Here is a 16,198-nt window from a genome sequence, read left to right as displayed (position 1 = left end):
GCAGCCAAGCAAGGAGATCGCGTGCAGGCGATCGACACGCATATCGTCCTCGTGCCTTCGCCCACGGGCCCGGTGCCCGTCGCGCAGCCGTTCCCGTTCAACGGGATCATCACCGGCGACCTCTGCCCGAGCGTCCTCATCGAGGGGAGGATGGCCGCCGTCCTCGGATCGATCGCGACCAACATCCCCCCTCACATCCCGGTCGGCGGTACGTTCGCGGTGCCGCCGACGAACCAGGCGCAGATCGTCAAGGGCAGCGCGACGGTGATGTTCGGAGAGCGCCCGGCCGCGCGAGCGGCCGACCGCGCCCTGACCTGCAACGATCCCGCGCCGCTGCCTTCGGGGACCGTCCTTGCGCAGAGCAGCGTCCTCGTCGGAGGGTAGCGTGAAAGGGTCGAAGAGCTTCCTCGGCGCAGGGTGGTCGTTCCCCGTGACGCTCTCGGGCGGGAAGGTGGAGCTCGCGTCCGACGAGCTCAAGGTGCGTCAATCGATCCAGCTGATCCTCGGCACCTCGCCCGGGGAGCGGGTGATGGAGCCGGAGTTCGGCAGCAGGATCTGGGAGCTCGTCTTTGCTCCGCAGAGCCCGGCGACGTTCTCCCTCGCCTCGTTCCACGTGAAGCAGGCGCTGGAGCGGTGGGAGCCGCGCGTGGAGGTCGAGGACGTCCGCGCCTCGATGGACCCGAAGCGGCCGGGGGTGATGCTCATCGCCATCGATTATCTCGTGCGTTCGAAGAACCAGCGCGAAAATCTCGTTTACCCGTTTTACCTCAGCCAGAAGTGAGCGCGACGGGCAGATCGGATGTGACGACAGGCGCAAGCCAGAACCGGAGAGACGGCATGAGAGACTATGTGGAGCAGAGGCTCAGGGATCTTCGCGAAGAATTCGAGACCGGGCAAAAGCAGCTCGCGGCCATAGAGGTCCGTACGAATGACCTCAAGAGCACGCTCTTCCGCATCAGCGGCGCGATCCAGGTGCTCGAGGAGGTCCTGTCGCAGCCGCCGCGCGCCCCGGGCATCGCCGCGGAGAAGAACAACGGCACGCAGCTCCGCTCCGCCCTCCCGGAGAGTTGAGTCGCAGCCCATGCGCCGTGAGCCTTACACGCTGGATGCCCGCTCCGCGGATGACGTCTACCGCGACGCCATCAGGCTCGCGCGTTACTACCTTCCCGAGTGGTCCCTCCTCTGGCCGGACCCAGCTACGGCGGAAGGCGAGAGCTACTTTGACCCGACCGATCCGGGGCTCGTCCTCCTCAAGCTCCTCTCGCGGCTGCACGCCTCGCTCGCCACGCAGCTCAACCGGGCGCCTGACAAGCACTTCCTCGCGTTCCTGAGCTTCTTCGGCATGGACCTGCGCGCGCCGCGCCCGGCCAAGGTCGTCTTGACGTTCACGCTGGCGGAGGGGAACGAGCCAGTCCTCATCGCCGAAAGGACGCAGGTCGGCGCCGCCGCCGACCCCGAGCTCTTGTTCGAGACGACCGGCGAGCTCCTGGCGCTCCCGGCCGAGCTCGAGGCGGCGTGCACCCTCCTGCCGGCAGCGGACGCATGGATCGACCGCGGCGATGTCCTCCGCGAGGACGTCCTCTCGGAGGCGGACGACGTGGAGCCCCAGCTCCAGCCGTTCGAGCACGCCCTTTACCTGGGCAGCGAGGCGCTCTTCAAGCACCGGATCGCCCTCAAGGAGCTGCGTGTCCGGCTCGAGGGCATCAATCTGTTCCAGGTTTTCTTCGCCCGATGGTCGGACGGCGCGGGCCGCGAGCTCAGGCCGAGGTTCGGTGTCGAGCCCGATGTGGCGGTCGACGAACCAAATGAGGCGGATTCACCGTACTCGCCTCCGGATTGCTCCGACACCGAGGGGGATGCCGAGCGTTATGCCGTGCTCGAGGCAAGCTTCGTCGACTTTTTCCAGGCGTCTCCGGCGGAGGTCAAGGGCATCTCCTCGTTCTGGATCGCGGTGAGGCCCGCCGAGACCGTCGGCGTTCGCGCCGCCGATGCGGAGATCCTGCCGCAGATCTTCAGCATCTCGGTGACAGCGAGCTCGCAGCGGCAGAAGGCCGAGGCGGCGTACGCCAACAACACACCGGTCGACCTGATGATGGGTGGCCGCCCGTTCGGCGATACCCCCGCGGTCGAGGACGCATTCTACCTCGCGTCCGAGGAGGTGTTCTCGCGCGCCGGGGCCACGGTGACCCTGGAGGTCCAGGCGGAGACCATCACCCCGAGCCCCTCGGTCCAGCTCGCCTGGGAGTACTGGACCGATGCCGGCTGGCAACCGCTCCGCACGGTGCAGGACGGGACGAACGCGCTCACCCAGGGCGGGACGGTGACCTTCACCTGCCCGGCCATGGATCCCGTATCGATCCACGGCCTCGAGAGCCGCTGGGTGCGCGCGCGCATCGCGGCGGGCGGCTATGGATCGCCCGGGCAGGTTTCGGTGATCCCGCCGCAGGCCGATGCCCTCAACGAGTGGCTCGACAAGTACGTCGCCGACAAGAGCGCGGCGCTCACCGATCTCCGGACGAAGAACATCAACTTCGGCGTCTACCTCCCTCCGGCCTACACGCCGCCGTACATATCGTCGCTATGGCTCTCCTACGAGCTGATCGGCCGGCCGGACACGACCATCGCTCACAACGCGTTCGACGTCGTGGAGATGCCGCTCGGGATCGTCGCTCCTTATCGGCCGGAGCTCGAGCCGGCGTCGTCGTACTCGTTCGGGTTTTCGCCGGCGAGCTTCCTCCGTCATGTGCTGGGCCGCACGATGTCGCTCTTCATCGTGCTCGACGAAGACGCGCCGAGCCGGGGCGTCGAGCAGCAGATCGAGGACGAGCTTGTCTGGGAAGGCTGGGACGGCACCGCCTTCCGCCCGCTCACGGTCACGGACCGCACGGACGGCTTCACGACCAGCGGATTGGTCGAGATCCAGATCCCGACCTGGATCACCGAGAGCACCCGGTTCGACAAGACCCTTGTATGGCTGCGGCTGTCGGCGCCGCAGAGAGAGCCCAGGTGGCTGCCGCGGATAAAGCGCGTCGTGCCGAACGCAGTTGTGGCCGAAAATGCCCTCTTGTGGAAGAACGACGTCCTTGGCTCGGGCACGGCCGCGCCGGGGCTCGTGCTCGAGTTCCCGCGCAAGCCGATCCTCGACGGCGAGGTCGTGGAGGTACGCGAGCAGGTGACAGGGCAGGCAGGCGCGGCGCCGGGGGAGCTCTACGCCTGGCGGCGCTGGGAGAAGGTCACCACCTTCGCGTTCTCGAAGGCGGACGACCGGCATTACATGCTCGATTCCACGACCGGAGAGCTCTCTTTCGGGGATGGGATTCGCGGCATGGCCCCGCCGCTCGGCGAAAACGACATCCGCGCGGCGAGCTATTCGAGCGGCGGCGGCGCGCGCGGGAACCTGCCCGCCGGACAGTTGGCTGTGCTCGAGCAGGCGATCACCGGCGTCGAATCGGTCACCAACGTCCTCGCAGCCAAGGGCGGAATGGACGCAGACGACCTCGACACCCTGCGGAGGCTTGGGCCGAAGCGTCTCAAGGCGATGGACAGGGCCATGAGCGCCGAGGACTTCGCGACCCTGGCGCTCGCGTCGTCGCCGAGCGTCGGGCGGGCCACGGCGTACGCAACGGGCGAGCGGCTCATCGTCGCGATCGTGCCGCGCGAGGACACGGAAGAGCCGATGCCGACGTCGTTTCTGATCGAGGAGGTCGAGGCGTACCTGCACGCGAGGGCCTTCTTCGCCGTCGCGGACGCGATCACCGTGGTGGAGCCCGAGTACGTGACCATCGACGTCGAGGTTGGCGCGTCGCTCGATCCGGGCGCGAACGAGACCGATGTCCGCGCGAGGATGATCAGCCGCCTCAAAGACTTCTTCAAGCCGCTCGGCGGCGAGAAGCAACCAGCGGGCTGGGATTTCCGCGCGACGGTGACCTGCAACATGGTCGCTCGGGGCTTGCAGGGCATCCCCAGGGTCGCCCGGATCCACGACGTCGCGATCTCCAGGCGCGACCCGATCCAGCGGGCCGTCGTCACGATGGCGGACCGCCAGCTACCGGCGGCGGGCGCTCTCCGACTCGAGGTGCGCCGTGGCGGTTGAGCGGAAGCTCCCGAACCTCGCGCCCGAACGCTACGCGGAGATCTTCCGCTGGCTTCGAGAGACGATCCCCGCGCTGACTTCGAACTGGACGGACTACAACGCGTCCGATCCAGGCATCACGCTGCTTCAGCTCTTCGCCTTCATCGCGGAGGGGACATCCTACCGTGTCGATCGGGTCCCGGCGGGGGCCTATCGCAATTTCGCCCTGCTTGCCGCCGGCACGCCGGAGCAGGGCCTCGACGAGACGCTTCAAGAGGCGGAGCAGGACGTGCTGATGGACGCGGACGGCTATCCGCTGGAGTTCGCTGGCAGCGTGGTCCTGCGCGATCCCTCGTACGTCGAGCTCTTGCGGGCCCTCCGCTCGAGCTCTGGCCGAAAGAACCCCGATCCGGCCGATCTGTATACAGCCTTGTCAGGGTTTTGGCGCTCCCCGTGCCGGGCGATCACGGAGCAGGACTTCGCGGCGCTTGCCCTGGAGTGCACCGCGAGCGTCTCCGAGGCCGCGTCCAGAGCGGAGCGCGCCATCGTCAGGAAGCGCGGGGAGAGCGTCGAGGTGACCATCGTCTCCGGAGCCACTTTGTCCTACGTCATGAGCGAGCCAAGCGTGCATGACTCGTCCAATTGTTTGGCTTCGATCGATGACTATTACGACCCGGTGTCTCACTCTGATTATTATGACAAGTACGGCGATCTGACGGATGTCATCGGCCGGTACCTTGCGCCACGCTGTCTCATCGGCACGAGCGCGTCCGTCGTGAGGCCGCAGTTCGATCCGACCCGGGTGGTCGCCACGGTCGCCGCCCTGGTCACGCAGACGCCCAGCAAGAGTGACCCGAGCATCATCGACACGAACCCGGCCTCCGTGCTGCGCAGAGCGTGGGAGCGCATCACGGCGCTGCTCGATCCCTTGATCGGAGGCCCTTCAGGGCAGGGCTACCCGTACCGCCGCCCCCTCACGAGCGAGGACATCGCGTCCGCCCTGCAGGGCGTTGACGGGCTCGATGCCAGCCAGCCGGTCCGTGTATATATCGAGCGGATGACCGGGCTGCGCGTAGGGAAAGCGAGCGTTAATTACACGACGATCGTGCTGCGCTCGGCTCGCGACCTGGGCTTTCCATGGATCGTGTCGCTGTCGCTCCAGGCCGTGACTTCCGCGTATGGCATGCTGGTAGGTGCTAGTCAGATCGGCAAAAATACGATGGTTGCGAAGGTAGGTGGAACGTGAGCGATGAGGAATCCGAGTACCTGCGCTTGCTCCCCGCGGTTCACGCGAGCCGCGGCGAGGACGGCACGCCGTCGTTCGTCGAGCGCTACCTGATGATCGCGGAGAGCTTGCTCGGGCGGAGGGACGGGGGCGAGGCCGGTGTGCAACAAGGGATGGCGGCGCTCCTGGATGCGCTACCCTCGATCCTCTCTCCGCGCCTGTCGTTCCTGTTCCCTGATTCGACGGAGCTTCTACCTCCGATCGAAGTCGCGGAGCAGACAGCCCAGTTCCCCCTGGCCCCGACGGAGGAGGTCCTGGAGGTGCTGAACCATTTCCTGGGCGTCGTCCCCTTCGTCCCCCCGGAGTCCCTCTCCGTCTCGACGCGCCGGCAGCGAATGGGCCTCATCCTGGAACCTCTGGCACAGCTCCTGGAATGGCTCTCGGGGTGGATCGCCCTCGTGCCTATCCGCGACTGGAGCGTTGATAGGCGGCGAGATGTGCTCTCAAGGATCATGCCTCTTTACCGGAAGCGCGGGACGCTGGAAGGGCTGAAGGGGCTCATGGAAGCATTTTTCGACAACGTCGTCGTTGAGCAATCTGGCAGTCAGACAGTATGGATCAAGACCAGCGTGGTCGATATGACGCCGGCGCAGCCCGTCGAGCTCGGCACGAACACGACGCTCGCAGAGACGGCCTCGCCTGAACCGGAAGATCCCGACAAGATCGTCATGCCGCCCGCGCTCCTGCCCGTGCTGGATGGGATGCGGCCACATAGTTTTGTTGTGGGGATTTATTTGAATGCAAACAAGTATCGGATCCAGGCGCAGCTGGAGCGGCTCAAGAGCACCATGAGCTCGTTTGTGGACGAGGAGAAGCCCGTTCATGCGCGCTGTTCTATCATCTATGTGAGCAAGCCGGACTGCCTCGGCTGAACCATCCCGGTGTGCACGCGGGCCGAAGCGCTCAGGTCTTCAGCGCCAGCATGATCAGACGGCGCTCAGAGGAATCATGTCGGATAAATTTGACTACCTCGCAACCACCAACCAGCTGACGCGTACGTATTATTACGATGGTGAGCTGCTCGTCGAGGATGATTTCAATCGAGAGCAAAAGTATCTTCGTGATCTGGTCCGTCAGCAGAACTTGTTCTTGTTTGGGCCGGGTGTCGTCTCTGGTCTTGAGTTGTCCGTGCAGGATGGTGCTGTCTATGTATCTCTCGGCATGGCCTTCGACTACCAGGGGAAGCCACTGATCCTTGACTACGCGACCGTGGGCGATCTGATTCAGTCTTTGGATCTGGGTGATCCTGAGCTTGAGGCTGACGCGGAGTACACTGTTTACATAGCGTATGGCGAAGATCCCGACGACGAGCAGGGCCTGCAAGCTGGTCACTTGATCAATGAGAGTGTTCTGCTGGCGTACGTAAAATTCGGGGATCCGGTGCCTACGGATCCTGCATGGACCGATGAGAACGGTATAGAAATGCCGATCGGGATTGTTCTGGGTTCATTCAAGACCGACGCAGATGCAAATCCCACGACCGCGGATACTTCTGGACGGGAATCTGTCGCGTGGGGCCCGGAGTCGGCCACCTCTTCACCCAGTGACGCCGCGCTGAAGGTCGAGGTGTCTACTATCGATGGCGCCCTCGCTCGGGTCGCCAAGCTGAATCCCGTGTCGTTCGCCTGGCGCTCCGATCCCGCGCGCCGGCGCCGGCTGGGGCTCATCGCGCAGGAGGTCGCGGGCGTCGTGCCCGAGATCGTGGGGGAGAGCGCCGCGGGCTTGAAGACGGTCGCATACCAGGAGCTCGTGCCCCTGCTGATCCGGTCGATCCAGGAGCTCAGCGCCCGTGTCGCGGAGCTCGAAGCCGAGGGCGCTCAGCGAGGCGGAGGGCGAGGGTGAAATCGCCGGAGTGCCAGCGTATCGCCTTCTTCGACGGCCAGCTGCTCACCGCCTCGGTCTTCCGCGCGGACCAACGCTACTTCGAGCAGCTGATCGCGGAGCGCCACGCTGCGCTTCACTCCGCGGGCATCGTTCAAGGGCTCACGCTCTCGCTGACGGTGGGCCCGAAGAATGCCGTGAACGTGAACCCCGGGATGGCGATCGACGACCAGGGGCGTCCGCTCTTCCTCGACAAGCCGAAGAGCCTCGACCTCGGGCATCGACGGGGGACGGAGCTCTACGTGCTCCTCGCCCTGGCGGAGCGACCGGACCCTGCTTCAGCTTCCTCCCGGTACGAGGCCCAGGGGTTCAAGCGGTTCTTGCTCGAGCCGCGCATCAAGCTCGTGGAGAAGGGCGAGGCTCAACGCGAGGCGAGCATCGTGCTCGGAAAGTTGACGATCGACGACGACGGCAAGGTGGAGATTGATCCCAACACGCGCGCGTGGAGCGGCGTGCGCGTCGGCCAGGCTGCCTTCGTGCTCGACGGCACGGACCCCGAGCCCCCGAGCCTCTGCGCGAGCGTCGACAAGGAAGAGCCTCGCGCCTCGGCGCTGGAGGTCAGCGCGGACCAGGTCTCGTTCACGGGCGCGCTGAAGATCACGGGGACGCTCACCGTGTCGAACGCTCTCGGCCTGGACAGCCCCACCCTTCTGGGCCGCCCGCCCGGTGAGGAGAACCTGCTCGGTCCGGCGCCGCGCGACTGGCCGAAGGCGCAACTCGACGTCACCGGCACGGGCGGTCCGCTGGACAAGGTCCTGTTCATGGGGACCGAAGCGAGCACCTCGCCGGGGATGATCGAGCCGGTGCTCGCTCTTACCTGCGAGGGCAATCTCGGCGTGGGCGTCGAAGCGCCGACGGCCAAGCTCGAGATTAACGGGGACCTCCTCCTCGACGGCGACAAGACGATATTCTTTCGAGAAGAGGGTTCGCTTCGTGGCCCGGAGGGGGAGACCGTCACCTTCCGCAAGAGCGGCCTGAAGGTGGCCGTCCCTTGGCCTCTGACGATCACGCTCCAGACCGGAGGCGACTCGGGGAGCGGGCGCTCGGTTCTGGAGATCTTCCCTGACAGGGTGAATATCGACCCGAGCGATCAGGTCGTGTCTCCCGACGCTGGCGCGTCTCTCGACGCGATGCTCAACGTCGAGGGAGCCGTGCAGTCGCTGCGCGGCGGCTTCCTCATCGGAACCCAGCAGACCCCGCAAACGACCGCGCACCCCACGCTCCCCATCGGCACTGTGATCGATTGGTGGTCGGATCCGAGCTCCCTCGCGCAGCAATGTCCCGAGAACTTCCAGCTCTGCGACGGTGCGACCGTCTACGACAAGGATAGCCCGCTCCACGGGAGAGCGGTCCCCGACCTTCGGCGCTATTTCGTCCTGGGCACCACGGACTCCCGAAAGGTCGGAAAGACAGAGGACGGTGCTCACCGGCACAAGCTGGTCGTCCCGCCGCACAAGCACTCGGTTGACCATGGTCATGGCGGCCCGCTCGCCTTCGCCTCGGGCGAGGCGAGCACCACATCTCCATCCAAAGGCGGCGGCTCCAACGGGCTCAGCGGAAAAAAGCATACGCATATGATCGATGTCACGGTCAATCCCACCAGCGGGCTAGAGTGTGACGAGTCCGCGATACCATCCGGCGAACTGCAGACGGGCCCTCCAGTGGCAGAAGGCTCTGCGGAGGGTGAAGGCTCTCCACCGGTGGGTAGTGGCTCCGACGAGGTTCTGCCGCCTCACTTTGACCTGTTGAAGATCATACGGATCAAGTGACCGAGGTGCTCCTGATGGCGAATGAGACGTCACTGCGCCGACCCAACTATTTCCCCGGAGAGTTCCTCACCGTGGGCGATTACACCGCCGAGCAAGGCTACGTGGACGCCCTCCGCTGCGCGCACGACTTCGGGCTGCACACGTGGGGCATCGCGGTCGGGCTCGACGTGACGCTCGAGCGCGGCACGGTGACCGTTTCTCCGGGGCTCGCGTTCGATAGGAGCGAGCACATCCTGGTCGTCGACGATCCGTGGTCAGGCCCGGCTCCGTCGGACGACGCAACCCTGGTCGCCAGGAGCACAAGGAAGTCGGTCTATGCCACGAACAAGACCAGGGTTCCGTGGACGCGCGAACAAGTGAGCTTCTCCTGGTACAAAAAGGCCGAAATCGACGTGGAGAGAGAGATCGTCCTCGCCGAGCTCAGCCATCCGTCCTCGTCGCCGGTCCTCACGACGCGCTGCCGCCGCTATGTCAGCATGAGCGCCGGGGCGCTGCGCTTCGCGCACGCGCTGCTCCCCAGCAACAGGGAGCCGAGGATCGTCGGCTGGTCGGCCGGCGACCAGGAGAGCGCGACGACGGGGCTGCGCGCGAGCGCCGACGAGGTGCGCTTCCGGCCGCGGAGCGGAGGCGCCCCCGCCGTCAAGCTCTCGGTGAGAGGGCCGGTCACGATCGGTACCACGATCCACAGGGCCGTGTTCGAGGTGAGAGCCCCCAACGCGCCGCTCGCGGGCCCTGGGACGATACGGAGCAGCGGCAAGGCCGTCTCGGCCACCGTCCCCGGTAACGGCGCTCCCATCCGCATCCCCATCGATCGGATCGTCGCGCCCGGAGACCGGATCTTCACCCAGAACCTCGCCGGAAATCCGGTCCAGGCCGACGTCAAGGCCGTCGGACCGGGCGAGACGGTGTCCACGAGCGAAGAGCTGAATGCCGAGGACGCGACGTGGACGTTCCAGCGGGCGCGCGTCGCGCGGTTCGCGTGCGGCAGCGAGGCTGCCCTGCTCGTGTGCAATGTGGGTGATGGGGAGCCGCGCGTCGGGCTCGGGACGGAGAGCCCCGAAGAGTGCTTCGCGGTGTCCGGCGGCGACGTTCGGCTGACGCGCGCCGAAGCCAGGGCAGGGCAAACGTACCAGAACCGGTATGATGACAGTGAATCGGGAGGAGGCAACATCGTCTTTGCCGGCGGCGGTGGAATCCAATTAAGAGCGTCCATCGCGCCAGAGATCCGCTTCGAGGAGCGCGGCGGTGTCGAGCTGCGCACCGAGAAGAGGATGGAGCTGACGGCGCGGCCATCGGCGAGCCCGCCCGATGCGCGACAGGTGGCGCTTCACCTCTCCGAGGACGGCACGGTAAGGCTCGGCGAGGTGAACGGAGGGCACGGCCAGCTGAGCTCGAAGCCGAAGCTCGTCGTGGAGGGCGCCATCCGTGCGTCGAAGTGGTTCATCTTCCCCGACGGCACGGAGCAGAAGGAGGCGGTGATCGCGGTGCCGATCGGAGGGATCATCGACTGGTGGCGTCCGGATGCGAAGCGCCAGATCCCGGATGGATTTGCGGTCTGTGACGGGTCCAAGGTGAGCGCGCCGGGGAGCTTGCTCGACGGAAAGACCCTCCCCGACCTGACGGGCTACTTCGTCCGCGGCGCGTGGGACGGGAGCCAGATCAGTAGCCAGGGCAACGACGGTACACAGCACGTTCACACGTTCGGCGAGCTCACGCATCACCACCTCTTTCGGCATTCGCACACCAGCTCGGCCACGGTCGACAACGGCGCCGACGGCGCAGGCCAGGGGACAGGGCCCGGGGCGAGCTGCATCCTCACGCACGAGCACACACCGGTCGTTCTCGTGGATCCAGCGGATAACGTGATGACCGGCGCCAGCAGCGAGGGCGGATCGCGCGCCCCCGGGTCGACGAACCCCTATCGAACCGGGCCAGCGGCCATCACGCCGCCGTATGTCAAGCTGCTCAAGCTCATGCGGATCCAGTAGGAACGAGAGGGTCGGGAATGGAGAGGCCTAGCTTCACCGCGGACAAGCTCCTCCGGGCGATCGATCTCTCGCAGGAGCAGCGCTATCAGATCGACAGCTACCGAGCGGCCAATCGGGCGCTCCACACATGGGGCATCGCGAGCGGGCTCGACGTCGTCCTCGACCCGGAGAACCCGAAAGGCGTCGTGGTGCAGCCAGGCTTCGCGCTGGACTCGCTCGGCCGCGAGATCGCCCTCGCCGCGCCCGTGAAGATCGACTTTGGTGTGGTCCGACAGCCGGAGTCCTTTGTCGCGCCGTGGAATTTTCGCGTCACGATCTGCTACCACGAGGACGCCGCGTCGCCGGCGCGCGACGCGCGCGGGCTCGAGTTCAGATCGTGTGTCGTCGCGCCGCGCGTCTCCTCCCGATGCGTCTCCGGCCGCTCTACCCGCCGCGATCGCGATGAGGAGCCGTCGATCGAGATCCTGCTGGCAACGATCGGTTTATCGAAGGAACGTTACGTTGCCTCCATCGACGTAGACGGCCGGCGATACAGCGGCGTGAGGCTCCACCAGGTGGCCTTCAACCCCGCTGGCACGGGGGACGACGGAACGAGCATCTCCGCGATAGGGCCTGGTGAGCTCCAGTTCCAGGCGAGCGAGATGGACGTCTTCGGCTCCGTGGCCGTCCACGGGTCGATGAGCGTCGGCAGCGGCGTGGCTCCTTCGAACGTGGGCCTGGAGGTCGTCGCCAAGCCTTGTAACAAGCTGCTCGCCGTGGTGAGGTTCGGAGACGGGCGGCCGCTGCTCGCCGCGACGGGCAACGGGTGTGTCGGTATCGGCACAGAGAACCCACAGTCCAGGCTCCACGTCAAAGGCTCCCTCGCGCTCGGCGCCGGCTGCGCGCTGGTGCTCCCGGAAAATGGGCAGCTTGGGATCTTAAAAGGCGATTCGGGGCAGAGCCATCATCTCTCCGACGGGATCGCCTTCAAGGCGAGCTCGCTCGCGGTGATCTCGAAGGGGGATATCCGGCTCATCTCGGGCGCGGACGCTCAGACGACCGACGCCACGCTCGTGGTGTCCGCAAAGCACGGCCACGTCGGGATCGGCACGTCTGACGCCGAGAGCGAGCTGACCGTCAACGGTCTCATCTATGCGAAGGACGGGCTCGTTTTTCAGAGCGGAGAGAGGCAAACAGAGGGCGAGCGGGAGCTCCCGATCGGCGCGATCCTCGACTGGTACCTGTGGCCGGAGGAGCGCAACAGCCCCAGGCTTCCCGCGGGGTTCCAGCTCTGCGATGGCTCGGAGGTCGTCGATGCGAGAAGCGAGCTCGCAGGCCTGCGTGTCCCCGATCTGAACGAGAGGCTCGTGTTGCCGATCGCCGGCGATCAGGCGCCCGGGGAGGTGGGCGGCGGAGCGGCGCACACACACCAATTCAAGTGGCAGACCACGCACCGCCATGGCATCCAGCACACGCATCCGGTCAGCGTCGAGCTCGAGCGCACGGGGCCGGAGGGGACAGCGAACGAGAGCTCCTACTACGGGACGGAGGAGCTCGCCGGAGCGGACCACGAGCATCAGGTCACGGCGAGCACGTCAGAGTATTACCCCCTCCAATCAGGCACCTTCAACGGCGAGTCGACGCAGGAGACGGAGGGCGCAAGCTCGCTGCCCAGATGCATGCGTCTCCTCAAGATCATACGCATCAGGTGACAGGGGAAAGCCGTGCCGAACGTGATCCTTGTGGCGAGCGCGACGGAGATCCTTGCGACGGAGATCGAAGCGGGGCTCTCGGCCTTCGCTCACGACGTCGAGCGCATCGACGCCGGCCGCGCGTCGCTGGGCGAGCTCGCCGCGGCGTTCGGCGGGGCTGACGCCGTGGTCGTCGTGCGCCCTCGGAGCGGCGCGGAGATCGTCGCCGTCGGCACCGCCTTCGGCCTCGGCAAGAGGCTCGTGCTGCTCGACGCCGGGCCCGATCTCGCTGCGGTCCCGGGCGCGGTGCACGCTCCGAGCATCGACGCCGCCGTGACGAGCGTCCGCGCGCTCGAGCCGATGCCCCTGTCCCGAGGGCAGGCTGGCTCCTCGGGCGACATCGACACCCCGAGCTGGCTTCGCCGTGTTTACCCCGATGGGCTCTCGGAGAGCGACTGGACGGTCGAGGAGCAGGTGCGCGCGCTCGCGAGCGGCGGGGCCCGCTTCCTCGTGAGCGCACACCGCGCGGGCTATTTCCCGCTATGGCCGATGGATGGCGTGGATCTTTGCGGCGCGGACCTCCGGCGCGCGGACTTTCGAGAGCTCAGCTTCGCCGGCGCCCGCCTCGACGCGGTCGACCTCAGCGAGGGCGACCTCCGCGAGGCGAGCTTCCGCGGCGCGAGCCTCGTGGGCGCAAAGCTCTCTCGGGCTCACCTCCGCGGCGCCGATCTCCGCGAGGCCAACCTTCGCTCCGCGGTCTTCCACAGGGCGGAGCTCGTGCGGGCGCGCTTCTCTCGCGCCGATCTGCAGGGCGCCGACCTCTCTCTCGCCGATCTCTCGGGCGCCGATCTCTCGGGCGCCGACCTCCGCGGCGCCTCGCTGAAGGGCGCGTGCCTGGCGCAGATCGTTGCTCTGGGAGCAAACATCGAGGGCTGTTTCCTCGAAGGCATTCTCCTCAGCGACGCGGACCTGAGGGGTGCGCGCCTCTCGGGCGCGCGCCTCTCGCGCGCGAACCTGACCCGGGCGAACCTCTCGGGCGCGCTGGTCGACGGCGCAGATTTCAAGGGCGCGCACCTCGCCTCTGCGCTTGGCGTGGCAGCGCCGGCCGCCCGATCTCGATAGGAACCCACAACGCTCTTCAACCGCTCCAGGGGAACGACGTGCAGCTCATCTATCGCCGTGTTCGCGTCATCCTGCTCAACGCGACCAACGAGGCGCTCACCGTCGAGGGGGCCGAGGTGCTCGTCGGGGCCTGGTCGGCCGGGCGGACCATCAGCCATGGTGAGACCGTCGCGCGGCAGAGCGCGCGCACCTTTGGGACCGAGTCGAGCACGCTAGGGCGCGGCACCGAGGCGTTCGTTCGGTTCGCTTCGACGACCGGATATTTTCAACTTCATTGGCATCTGCCGTGGGTGGGCGAGCTTCGCTGCGAGCCCGTACACGACGACGTGGCGCGACGCATCATCGTTTACACGAACGACGACGACCCGGCCGATGTCGCCGTGCTCATCACGCTGCCTCCTCACCGAGACCCTCTGCGGTGAGGCGCGGGCTGGGAACCTTCCAGAGGAGGTACGTATGGCTGCCATTCGGAAGAGCATCGATCTCATCCTGCAGAACAGCACCAACGAGCTTTTGACGATCGAATCTTTCAACTTGATCCGCGGCGAGTGGGGCCCGGCAGGGCCGCCCGTCCGCGGGGACGTCATCCCGAAGCAGGGCTCGAAGAGGTGGATGAGCCTGTCGAAGGCGTTCACCGGCGTGGACGGCTACCTGCACCTCGGGTCGACGAAGGGGTACATCAAGATCACTTGGCATGTCCCGCTGTCTGGCATGCAGAACCTCGCGGTCGATGTCACCGTTCCGGACAGGCTCGCGTCCCTCGCTCCGTGCTACAACACGGAGCTGGCCGATTATCCTGTTGTCCTGGTGACGCTCGTCCCGAGCTTGGTGGGGTCTCCGCCAGACAGGGGTGAATGAGCGACGGAGGGACGACGGGGGGCCCGGGGGAGCAAGGGTTCGGTGAGGCGAGCGGCGCCCCGCGCTGCTCGCTGGAGTGGAACACAAGGAGTGCGCGCCTCGAGCGCGCCGGAGGGTGCAATGGCGACCACGTATCGCAGCGTGAAGGTGATCTTTCAGAACAACACGAATCAGACCCTGACGGTGCACGGCTGCGCCGTCCTCCGGGGGATCTGGACGAAGGACGTGGAGGCGAAGCAGGGCGCTGACATCCAGAAGCAGGTTGCGGTCTGGGGCAGCGAATCCCAGGAGATCGTGGCCGGCACGAGCGCTTTCGTGCGGGTCGGGTCGGTGCACGGGTATGTCAAGGTGTCGTGGTCCCTCCCGTGGGTCGGCGCGTTCGATTTCAGCGCTCAACCCGAGGAGACCCTGAAGGACGTCCTCCGGGTGCTCCCCTACGAGGTCGATGACAGGCGGCCCGACGCCGTTGTCGTCTCGGTAACGCTGGAGGAGGTGCCGCGGCCTGAATCGCCGCCAGCGGGATGAGAGGCCAAGGGGACGCGCTCGATGGAGAGGTCCGCCTCGTCGAGGCTGCGCCGCCTCCGGCTCCCTGAGCTCACCTGAGCTGCTCGCGCTCTGCCGGCCGGCGCTCTCGCCGTGCAGCTGCCCGCGGGCTCAGCGGAGCCGGCCGGCGCTGCACGGCGAGCTCGCCTGAAGGCGGCGGCGCTGCCCGGCTCCTCCGGAGGCGGCACCAACGGGCGAAGGATCACCCCGCACGGACGGCAGAAGCTGCCGGAGCACCTGCCGGTCGAGCGCATCGCGCTGCGGCGCTCGGCTCCATTTACCAGCGCCGCTTCCGGCTGGCTGGCTCTTGCGGTTCACAACGAGCGCCGGCGGGAAGTGCCCCTGTCGAAGATGCTGGAGGCTACCGATGACAATGATCGGTGATCAAGAGCATGTGGGAAGATTCGAGCTGCTTCCAGCCCCCCGGCCTTGAGCCGGCTCATCGGCCTTGAGCCGGCTCATCGCTTAGGCTGCTAAAGATTCGATTTACTTATGGTTACTGTACCATTGGGGTAGTTGCCCGTCGCGTTTGCGACCACAATAGGCTTAGGTATAGAAAGCCCTGGCGGACTTTCCGGATCATATGTTATCGTGGCGGCGCCAGTTTTCGGCTTCTTCGCCGTGAACCTAACCTGCTGGCCAGCGCAGTAAAGCGTGATCGTGAAGCCGAACTCATTGAAGCTAACGGTGTCTATGTAGGTTCCGACCCAAATAGCGTTGTTGCCAACAGGCGGGATGATCTGGCCGTCATACGGCGCCATGCCATCCATCCAGTCCGTAGCGTCGCCGCTCTGGCTAAAGCTCACCACCTGGATTGCTTCGTTGAGGTTGTTTACGAACTGGGCGGAAATGCTGCGTTTGCCCTGAGCCGCTGCCACCAGCCATTTGGCACCAGGAGCTGATTGGTCACCAATCGGTCGAAGATCCAACATGTCGTTCTCCTTCTTCTCTCTCGCTCTGCTGTCTCGGTTCAGGTATGTCGCGTTTCGTTTTGAGTGTGTCTCGGATTG

General features: G+C 66.2%; 16 protein-coding genes. 15 read left to right on the top strand and 1 reads right to left on the bottom strand.

Annotated elements, in window-relative coordinates; all coding sequences use genetic code 11:
- Positions 1 to 21: 21 nt before the first annotated feature.
- The 15 genes from POL72_RS00505 to POL72_RS00435 all read left to right on the top strand — a co-directional run bounded on the left by POL72_RS00505 (position 22) and on the right by POL72_RS00435 (position 15,572).
- Complete coding sequence (locus POL72_RS00505) at positions 22 to 384, top strand: PAAR domain-containing protein (protein ID WP_272092909.1); 363 nt, start codon at positions 22 to 24, stop codon at positions 382 to 384.
- 1 nt (position 385) lies between these two features.
- A complete protein-coding gene (locus tag POL72_RS00500) occupies positions 386 to 781 on the top strand; it encodes a GPW/gp25 family protein (protein ID WP_272092908.1) in 396 nt (131 codons plus the stop codon).
- A 56-nt stretch (positions 782 to 837) separates the two neighbouring features.
- Positions 838 to 1,071 carry a hypothetical protein gene (locus tag POL72_RS00495; RefSeq protein ID WP_272092907.1) on the top strand — a complete coding sequence of 78 codons (234 nt, stop codon included), beginning with the start codon at positions 838 to 840 and terminating at the stop codon, positions 1,069 to 1,071.
- A gap of 10 nt (positions 1,072 to 1,081) precedes the next feature.
- Positions 1,082 to 4,093 carry a putative baseplate assembly protein gene (locus tag POL72_RS00490; protein ID WP_272092906.1) on the top strand — a complete coding sequence of 1,004 codons (3,012 nt, stop codon included), beginning with the start codon at positions 1,082 to 1,084 and terminating at the stop codon, positions 4,091 to 4,093.
- Complete coding sequence (locus tag POL72_RS00485) at positions 4,083 to 5,318, top strand: baseplate J/gp47 family protein (protein WP_272092905.1); 1,236 nt, start codon at positions 4,083 to 4,085, stop codon at positions 5,316 to 5,318. The genes POL72_RS00490 and POL72_RS00485 overlap by 11 nt, the downstream gene beginning before the upstream one ends.
- Complete coding sequence (locus POL72_RS50125; protein ID WP_272092904.1) at positions 5,315 to 6,229, top strand: phage tail protein; 915 nt, start codon at positions 5,315 to 5,317, stop codon at positions 6,227 to 6,229. Before POL72_RS00485 ends, POL72_RS50125 begins: the two co-directional genes overlap by 4 nt.
- Before the next feature lie 76 nt (positions 6,230 to 6,305).
- On the top strand, positions 6,306 to 7,199 hold the full coding sequence (locus POL72_RS00475) for a tail fiber domain-containing protein (protein ID WP_272092903.1): 894 nt from the start codon (positions 6,306 to 6,308) through the stop codon (positions 7,197 to 7,199).
- Complete coding sequence (locus tag POL72_RS00470) at positions 7,196 to 9,007, top strand: hypothetical protein (protein ID WP_272092902.1); 1,812 nt, start codon at positions 7,196 to 7,198, stop codon at positions 9,005 to 9,007. Before POL72_RS00475 ends, POL72_RS00470 begins: the two co-directional genes overlap by 4 nt.
- A gap of 14 nt (positions 9,008 to 9,021) precedes the next feature.
- A complete protein-coding gene (locus POL72_RS00465) occupies positions 9,022 to 10,995 on the top strand; it encodes a hypothetical protein (protein WP_272092901.1) in 1,974 nt (657 codons plus the stop codon).
- A gap of 17 nt (positions 10,996 to 11,012) precedes the next feature.
- The gene (locus POL72_RS00460) at positions 11,013 to 12,686 is read left to right on the top strand and encodes a hypothetical protein (protein WP_272092900.1); all 1,674 of its coding nucleotides are present in this window, start codon (positions 11,013 to 11,015) and stop codon (positions 12,684 to 12,686) included.
- 12 nt (positions 12,687 to 12,698) lie between these two features.
- Positions 12,699 to 13,787 carry a pentapeptide repeat-containing protein gene (locus tag POL72_RS50120; RefSeq protein ID WP_272092899.1) on the top strand — a complete coding sequence of 363 codons (1,089 nt, stop codon included), beginning with the start codon at positions 12,699 to 12,701 and terminating at the stop codon, positions 13,785 to 13,787.
- Positions 13,788 to 13,825: 38 nt separating this feature from the next.
- Positions 13,826 to 14,209 (top strand): hypothetical protein, encoded by a 384-nt coding sequence (locus POL72_RS00450; protein ID WP_272092898.1) that lies wholly within the window; start codon positions 13,826 to 13,828, stop codon positions 14,207 to 14,209.
- Between the two features lie 34 nt (positions 14,210 to 14,243).
- Positions 14,244 to 14,645 carry a hypothetical protein gene (locus POL72_RS00445; protein ID WP_272092897.1) on the top strand — a complete coding sequence of 134 codons (402 nt, stop codon included), beginning with the start codon at positions 14,244 to 14,246 and terminating at the stop codon, positions 14,643 to 14,645.
- Between the two features lie 120 nt (positions 14,646 to 14,765).
- Positions 14,766 to 15,170, top strand: coding sequence for a hypothetical protein (locus tag POL72_RS00440; RefSeq protein WP_272092896.1), 405 nt, complete (start codon positions 14,766 to 14,768; stop codon positions 15,168 to 15,170).
- Positions 15,171 to 15,281: 111 nt separating this feature from the next.
- Positions 15,282 to 15,572, top strand: a complete 291-nt coding sequence (locus POL72_RS00435) for a hypothetical protein (protein WP_272092895.1) — start codon at positions 15,282 to 15,284, stop codon at positions 15,570 to 15,572.
- 89 nt (positions 15,573 to 15,661) lie between these two features.
- Here POL72_RS00435 and POL72_RS00430 read toward each other — a convergent pair whose 3' ends face one another.
- The gene (locus POL72_RS00430) at positions 15,662 to 16,120 is read right to left on the bottom strand and encodes a hypothetical protein (RefSeq protein ID WP_272092894.1); all 459 of its coding nucleotides are present in this window, start codon (positions 16,118 to 16,120) and stop codon (positions 15,662 to 15,664) included.
- Positions 16,121 to 16,198 lie beyond the last annotated feature (78 nt).

Origin of the sequence: Sorangium aterium, from assembly GCF_028368935.1 — a bacterium.
Taxonomy (GTDB): Bacteria; Myxococcota_A; Polyangia; order Polyangiales; family Polyangiaceae; genus Sorangium; species Sorangium atrum.
Note: the sequence above shows the minus strand (reverse complement) of the source record. Positions and strands in the feature narration are given on the sequence as shown.